The following is a 6,343-nucleotide window of genomic DNA, read 5'->3' on the forward strand; positions in this document are numbered from 1 at the left end:
CGTTCTGTATCTGCGTTCAACCCCTGAGCTTCACTGGTTTGAATTAAATCTAGATAAATCGTCTGCTCATCCGCTTCGTCTAGTGCCCTTCTTAGCCATCCTTCCTTCCCATCCAGCCATTGATAAAGTTGCCGTCCCAGCTGGGTTATATCGAGTAAGCTGTCTGTTTCTTGAGTGTAGTATTTTTGCTCAGACAAATCAATCAGCGCTGCTAACTCCGGTTTATCCAAGTAACGTGAACCACAATCACAGCGTAGTTCAAAGCTTTGCTGCTGACTCAGGGCGAAGGTAAAGTTTAGCGGCATAGATGGCAATAGCAATCATCACAATAACCTTCACTGTATTATCATCCCTTTCCCTATAGTTTGGTAATTCTAGATCCCACTTAGAAATTCCTCCCCTGCGTATCGAAGTTATATCATGTTCGGGTAAACACTTACACTAAGTTTGTCGTTACGATGCATGCGCTGTTCGCGTAGCTTGGCGTCAGCCATAGCGCTACTACGAACAAATTATTTTATAAGTTATTAACCTAACATGATATTATTCGTTAGTTGACACACAGAAACTGAAAAAAAGTATCAAGCCAAGTTAACACCTATTGAGAGTACTTCTGAGCCACGTTAGATCTTTCAGGTTACCCATCTTCTTGATCTGATCCAATTGTTGCTTAAAGTCCTCAAAATCAAACTGATTCTTGCGGATTTTCTTTTCTAATTTCTTCGCCTGCTCCTCATCAAATTGGGCTTGAGCCTTCTCCACGAGCGAGGTAATATCACCCATGCCCAGGATACGCTGCGCCATACGCTCGGGGTAGAACACATCCAAAGTGTCCATTTTCTCCCCACTGCTTACAAATTTGATTGGCTTGTTTACCGTGTATTTGATACTGAGGGCAGCACCACCGCGGGTATCACCGTCTAACTTGGTGAGCACCACCCCAGTGAAATCGAGTCGGTCGTTGAAGGCTTTGGCAGTATTCACCGCATCCTGACCAGTCATGGAATCCACTACAAAGAGGATTTCCTGTGGTTTTACTGCCGATTTAATATTGGCTACCTCGGTCATCATGGTTTCATCGATCGCTAAACGACCTGCCGTATCCACGATGATCACGTTTTTATTCTTACTTCTCGCCTCTTTCAATGCGTTCTCCGCAATTTGAACGGCGTTCTTATTTTCAGGCTCACTGTATACTTCTACTCCAATTTGTTCACCCAGCACCTTCAATTGGTCGATGGCCGCAGGGCGGAGTAAATGGTCATCAAAATTTGCTAAAGCTTCGAGCATTTCTGCCCGTGCGATGTGTTCTTCTTCTTTGAGCTCTTCAGGGAAGGGGATGGGGTCAGCTGGGGCACCGGGATGGTATTTATAAGCTTCTTCGCTCACCAGGTCAATAAAGCCAATTAGCTGTTCCGCTTTTATAATGGGATATTGATGCGCGACTAGGGGACGGCTGGAAACAGCTTTCAGGGCGTGCAGCGTATCTAAAACGTTGATATTAGCCCGATCCATTTTGTTAACGAAGACGAGGTGGGGAATTTCCCAATCGTCAAGAAATTTAAACAGAGGTGCAAGTGTCAGGACTCGGTCTGTGATGGGTTCGCAAACCACAATTGCCGCATCCACTCCCATCAGGGCATTGTATGTTTCTTGAGCAAATTCTACGCTTCCAGGACAATCAATAAATGTAAAGCGAAGGTTGTTATACTCGGTGCAAGCAGCACTCACTTCTACACTCATTTGGCGATCGCGTGATTCAGCAGCACTATCTCCTACAGTGTTGCCATCCTTGATGCTACCTTTACGCGAAACTGCGCCCGTTACAAATAACAAACTTTCCAGGAGTGTAGTTTTTCCACTTAAATATGGACCAACAATTGGTGTACATGTTACCGCCGGGACGGGTGATGTCAGAGTACAGTAGGGACTTAGCCACAGCTTCTTTCACAATAGCAGCTGCGTTAGCGCTGATTGTGGTAGCTGCACGAACGCGCAGTTCGCCAGTGGAGAAATAGCTCTTGAGCTTTTCGAGAGCACCAGTATCCAGGTACTTACCTTGAACGTCCGAAGAATTAATTACAGCGGTAATTGCGTCTTGCATGTTGTTATTTCCTTATTTCCAACCGTTTTGCAACACTTCTATTTCGTGCCGAGGACTACAGCTTCGCCCTACTGCATAGCGCCGGTGAGGTAGTCGAAGTAAGAACCAGCTTCAGCAGCATCTTCAGCAGACAACAGAGAAGCAGCAACGTTCTTCATAGCGGTAACACCAGAAGCAACAGCATCAATAGGAGTACCGAGGGACTTGTACATCTCACGAACGCCTACAACACCGATTTCTTCAATGGGGGTAACATCACCAGCAACAATTCCGTAGGTGATGAGACGCAGGTAGTAATCCAGGTCGCGCAAGCAGGTAGCAGTCATTTCTTGACCGTATGCATTGCCACCAGGAGAAACAACATCAGGGCGCTTTTGGAACAGCTGGTCGCCAGCTTGCTTAACGATACGCTCTGGCATCTAACTACAATCGCTTGCCCAGACCTGCGGCGGTTGTAGTAGCGAATGGCGAAGCAAAAGTGATTTTGCGACGCGAAACATATCAAGATTTAATTCGACAAGATTGCCTACCTGAAAGAGTAAAAAGTTAGTCAAAAGTCTATAGTCAGGAGTCCATAGTTTTTGACTGTGAACTACAAGACTATTGACTCTTGACTGTTGACCGAACTTTATTAAAGGCTAAGGGTTAACGCCAGATGTCATGGGAGATTGGTGGAAGCAATGGCTGACATATTTATGGTCACAGTCCTTGCTGGTTCAGACTCTGGATATTGTGTTAGTACTGGCGCTGACGTACATGATACTGGTTATTATTAGTGAGCGCCGAACACTTTGGATGGTGCGGGGATTCATCATCTTAATGCTAGCATCAGCAGTCAGTGGCAGATTGGAATTGCATCTGCTGAACTTTGTCTTGGAAAAGTTAGTGATTGGCTGTGCCGTAGCAATGGCAGTTGCTCTTCAGTCAGAGTTTCGCCGATTTTTAGAGCAATTGGGAAGAGGCGAATTCAAGCAACTGTTCCAACCGTCTCGTCTGGCGGTACCCAAGTCTGATAGTGTAATTGATGAAATTGTCGATGCTGTTAAAGCGTCAACTTGGTGATGAGTGTAGCACCAATGATTGCACCTACAATTGGTGGGTGGGTTTTGGCGCTTGCTGGTTGGCGGGCAATCTATGGTGTATTGGCTGTAGGAGGATTGTTGCTCGTGCTGGCTGTTGCTTTCGGATTGAGTGAGTCCCTAGAGAGGCGTGATGTAACTGCTATCAAACCACGTCGGCTAATCAATAATTACTGGCATATTCTCAGGAATCCAATTTGCCTGGGCTATGCCCTTGTCAATGCGTTGACCTTTGGGTGTATGTTCGCCTACGTTGCCGGCTCACCACTAGTGATGCTCAACATTTTCGGTGTCTCAACTACAGTCTACGGTTGGCTATTTGCATCAACCGCCTTCGGGATTATGGTAGGTTCATTTCTAAATGGGCGCTGGAGTATGCAAGGTGTGCGACCTTCACGGTTACTCAGTGTTAGCTTAGCTGTCGCTGTCGTTACATCAGTGGCACTTGTGGTTGTGTCAGTGAGTAGTGCAGCGCAAGTTGCTACACTTATGCCGTTACTAGTGCTAAATACCTTTTGTCGCGGAATTATTGCACCGAATGCCATACATGGTGCCATCCAGCCAGTACCCGAAAGTGCTGGCGTTGCAGCCGCCGGAGTTGGATTGGTCAATCCCACGACATTATATAGAAGTGAAATCGCAAAACTCATGTAGATGATTTTCATCGCATTGCGGGCATACTGCAGGAAGTAGCCAATTTTCGAAAACTGAGACGCATCCAAGATCCCATCGCAGGCGGGAGAAAAAACATTCACATTTTCTGAAATCGATAGGCCCACATTACTCTGGGCCAAAGCACCGGCATCGTTCAGCCCGTCCCCTACCATCATCACGTTTTTGCCTTCTTGTTGCAAAGCCTCGATATAGGCCAACTTCGCTTCGGGTTTTTGGTTGAACACCAACGAGGTTCCTGCGGGCAACATTTTCTCCAAAATCTTACGCTCCCCATCGTTGTCGCCCGAAAGCACGACCAAATGATAGGATGCACTCAAACGTTCAAACAAAGCCTCCAAGCCTTCGCGGTATTGGTTGTTGAACACATAACTGCCTTTGTAAACCCCATCTATTTCAACATGTACTTTGGTTTTCTTATGGGTGTTTTCACTGAGATGCTGTAAAAACTGAGACGAACCCAATTTAACCGCGTGTCCTTCTACCGTAGCAAATACCCCTTTGCCCGTCACCTCTTCAAAATGGGTGACCGTGGCTTTCTCTTGAGCGGGTAAATACTCGTAAAGCCTGTGCAATGTATCTTCTAAGTGCAGCAGCAACTCTGATTCGGATTCGGTCAGCTTATTCACTGGTACACCAGTCCAAGAAGCAACAATTTGAGCAATGTCTTCCTCATCAACGATAGGGCTATTGACTGCCTTATCATTTTGTGATAACTCATTTAATTGTGCTTCTAGTTCCAACTCGCGATCGCGCAACTGACCGGCTCTATCAAAGTCCTGTAATCTGACAGCTTCGTTCTTAGATTTAATCACTTGAGCTAACTCTTTCTTGAGTTCGCGATTGGCGGTGTTGGTAGAATAACGCAAACGGACGCGAGAGCCAGCTTCATCAATCAAGTCGATAGCTTTGTCGGGCAAGAAGCGATCGCTAATGTAGCGATCTGATAACTTTGCTGCTGCTACCACCGCTTCATCAGAAATTTGTACTCTGTGATGTTGCTCGTATGCAGAGCGCAACCCGTATAATATCTCAATAGTTTCCTCAACCGATGGTTCACCCACCAAAATCGGTTGGAAACGACGCTCAAGAGCCGCATCACGTTCGATGTGCTTGCGGTACTCATCCAGGGTAGTTGCTCCAATGCACTGGAGATCGCCTCTTGCAAGTGCTGGCTTGAGGATATTGGCAGCATCCATGCCACCTGAGTCGATCATGTACCAGATCTCACGATCGTTCTGTACTTTCTGGCCAATCACGCTGTAAATATGCGCCATGCTTTCACCCACTGTATAACTGCCAAATTCTGTGAAGATATTGGGCATGGGTACTTTGTTTTTCTTACAAACACTCTTAATATTCCGTACAATTTCATTGATCATGAACTGATAATCATAATCGAATCCTAGAGAGTGTTTGATCGGGAATCCGCCACCGATATTGATAGAATCCAACTCGGGGCAAATCTTTTTCAATTGGCAATAAAGGTTGATTACCTTGTTCAACTCACTCCAATAATAGATATCATCTTTAATTCCTTTGTTCAAGAAGATATGCAGCATTTTCAATTGAAAACGGTCTTCGTTGCCTTCAATTTTGTCTACATAAAATTCAAGTACATCGCGTGCTCTAAAACCCAAACGAGATGTATAGAACGGGAAAGTAGGCTCTTCTTCTGCGGCAATGCGGATGCCCAACTTAAAGGGAACTTTCACCGACTTCTTGTATTGTTGAAGTTCTTCTTTGTTATCAAGTACCGGTATTACATTTTTAAAGCCTGTATTCAATAAACCTGCAATTCTACTGGTATAAGTTTTTTGCTTGTAGCCGTTGCAAATGATAAAAGGGGGGTTCTACCCGTCAAGAATCGGTTTACAATGGACTGCAAGCTTTAAGTAGCTCTGCAAAGCAAGTTTTGATTCACGATGGAGCTAGATGTCTTGTCACACCCGATCTACTCAATAGGTGTGCTGAAGCTATTTGCCACTGTTCTGGATTGATTGCTGCAGTACCAGTCAAGGACACGATTAAAGTCGTGGGGGATAATGGAATCATTGAAAGTACGCCTGACAGACAACGACTGTGGGCAGCCCAAACTCCTCAAGGTTTTGACGTTGATTTATTGAAACAGTGCCATGCTGAAGGTGTGCGTCAGGGCTGGGAAGTGACTGATGATGCTGCATTGTTTGAGAGATGTGGTATTGAAGTACGAATTGTCCAGGGTGAGGAAACTAATTTAAAGCTAACAACTCCACAAGATTTGACAATTGCGGAATTCATCCTTAAAACTAGGCTAGAAGAGGGCTGACGTAAGCTATAACAATAATTTGGCTCGACTAAAATATCACTCTTAGTTTCGCATTATTCTTGACTTGAGTCAAATATTATGGTAATTTGCCAAACACTTGTTATTCGTCTTTATGTCATTTGTCCTTTGTCCTTTGCCTGTGTAAATGACCAAAAAAGGATGAAGGATAAAGGATAAAGG

At 45.1% G+C, this 6,343-nt stretch carries 3 protein-coding genes and 6 pseudogenes; 4 read left to right on the forward strand and 5 right to left on the reverse strand.

Translation table 11 applies throughout. From position 1 onward, the window contains the following. The 4 genes and pseudogenes from ACYRY3_RS00115 to apcA form a co-directional block, all read right to left on the reverse strand. The coding region (locus ACYRY3_RS00115; protein ID WP_460199896.1) for a hypothetical protein at positions 1–305 on the reverse strand (305 nt) is incomplete at its 3' end. Between the two features lie 286 nt (positions 306–591). Beyond that, complete coding sequence (locus ACYRY3_RS00120) at positions 592–1,917, reverse strand: GTP-binding protein (RefSeq protein ID WP_460199897.1); 1,326 nt, start codon at positions 1,915–1,917, stop codon at positions 592–594. Next, positions 1,883–2,104, reverse strand: a pseudogene (locus ACYRY3_RS00125) (globin family protein); the annotation flags it as partial. The pseudogene ACYRY3_RS00125 and the gene ACYRY3_RS00120, both read right to left, overlap by 35 nt. Before the next feature lie 68 nt (positions 2,105–2,172). Continuing rightward, a pseudogene (apcA, locus tag ACYRY3_RS00130) lies at positions 2,173–2,517 on the reverse strand (allophycocyanin subunit alpha); the annotation flags it as partial. Here apcA and ACYRY3_RS00135 point away from each other — a divergent pair. The 3 genes and pseudogenes from ACYRY3_RS00135 to ACYRY3_RS00145 all read left to right on the forward strand — a co-directional run. Further along, positions 2,511–2,654: pseudogene (locus ACYRY3_RS00135) on the forward strand (diaminopimelate decarboxylase); the annotation flags it as partial. The pseudogenes apcA and ACYRY3_RS00135 overlap by 7 nt on opposite strands. A gap of 110 nt (positions 2,655–2,764) precedes the next feature. After that, positions 2,765–3,151: pseudogene (locus ACYRY3_RS00140) on the forward strand (diadenylate cyclase CdaA); the annotation flags it as partial. A gap of 29 nt (positions 3,152–3,180) precedes the next feature. Further along, positions 3,181–3,837 (forward strand): MFS transporter, encoded by a 657-nt coding sequence (locus ACYRY3_RS00145; RefSeq protein ID WP_460199898.1) that lies wholly within the window; start codon positions 3,181–3,183, stop codon positions 3,835–3,837. Here ACYRY3_RS00145 and ACYRY3_RS00150 read toward each other — a convergent pair. Further along, positions 3,810–5,696: pseudogene (locus tag ACYRY3_RS00150) on the reverse strand (HAD-IC family P-type ATPase); the annotation flags it as partial. The gene ACYRY3_RS00145 and the pseudogene ACYRY3_RS00150 sit on opposite strands and share 28 nt — an antisense overlap. A gap of 2 nt (positions 5,697–5,698) precedes the next feature. Between ACYRY3_RS00150 and ispD the strand changes: the two are divergent. Then, positions 5,699–6,163: pseudogene (ispD, locus tag ACYRY3_RS00155) on the forward strand (2-C-methyl-D-erythritol 4-phosphate cytidylyltransferase); the annotation flags it as partial. Between the last annotated feature and the right edge of the window lie 180 nt (positions 6,164–6,343).

This window comes from Scytonema sp. NUACC21, assembly GCF_054684315.1.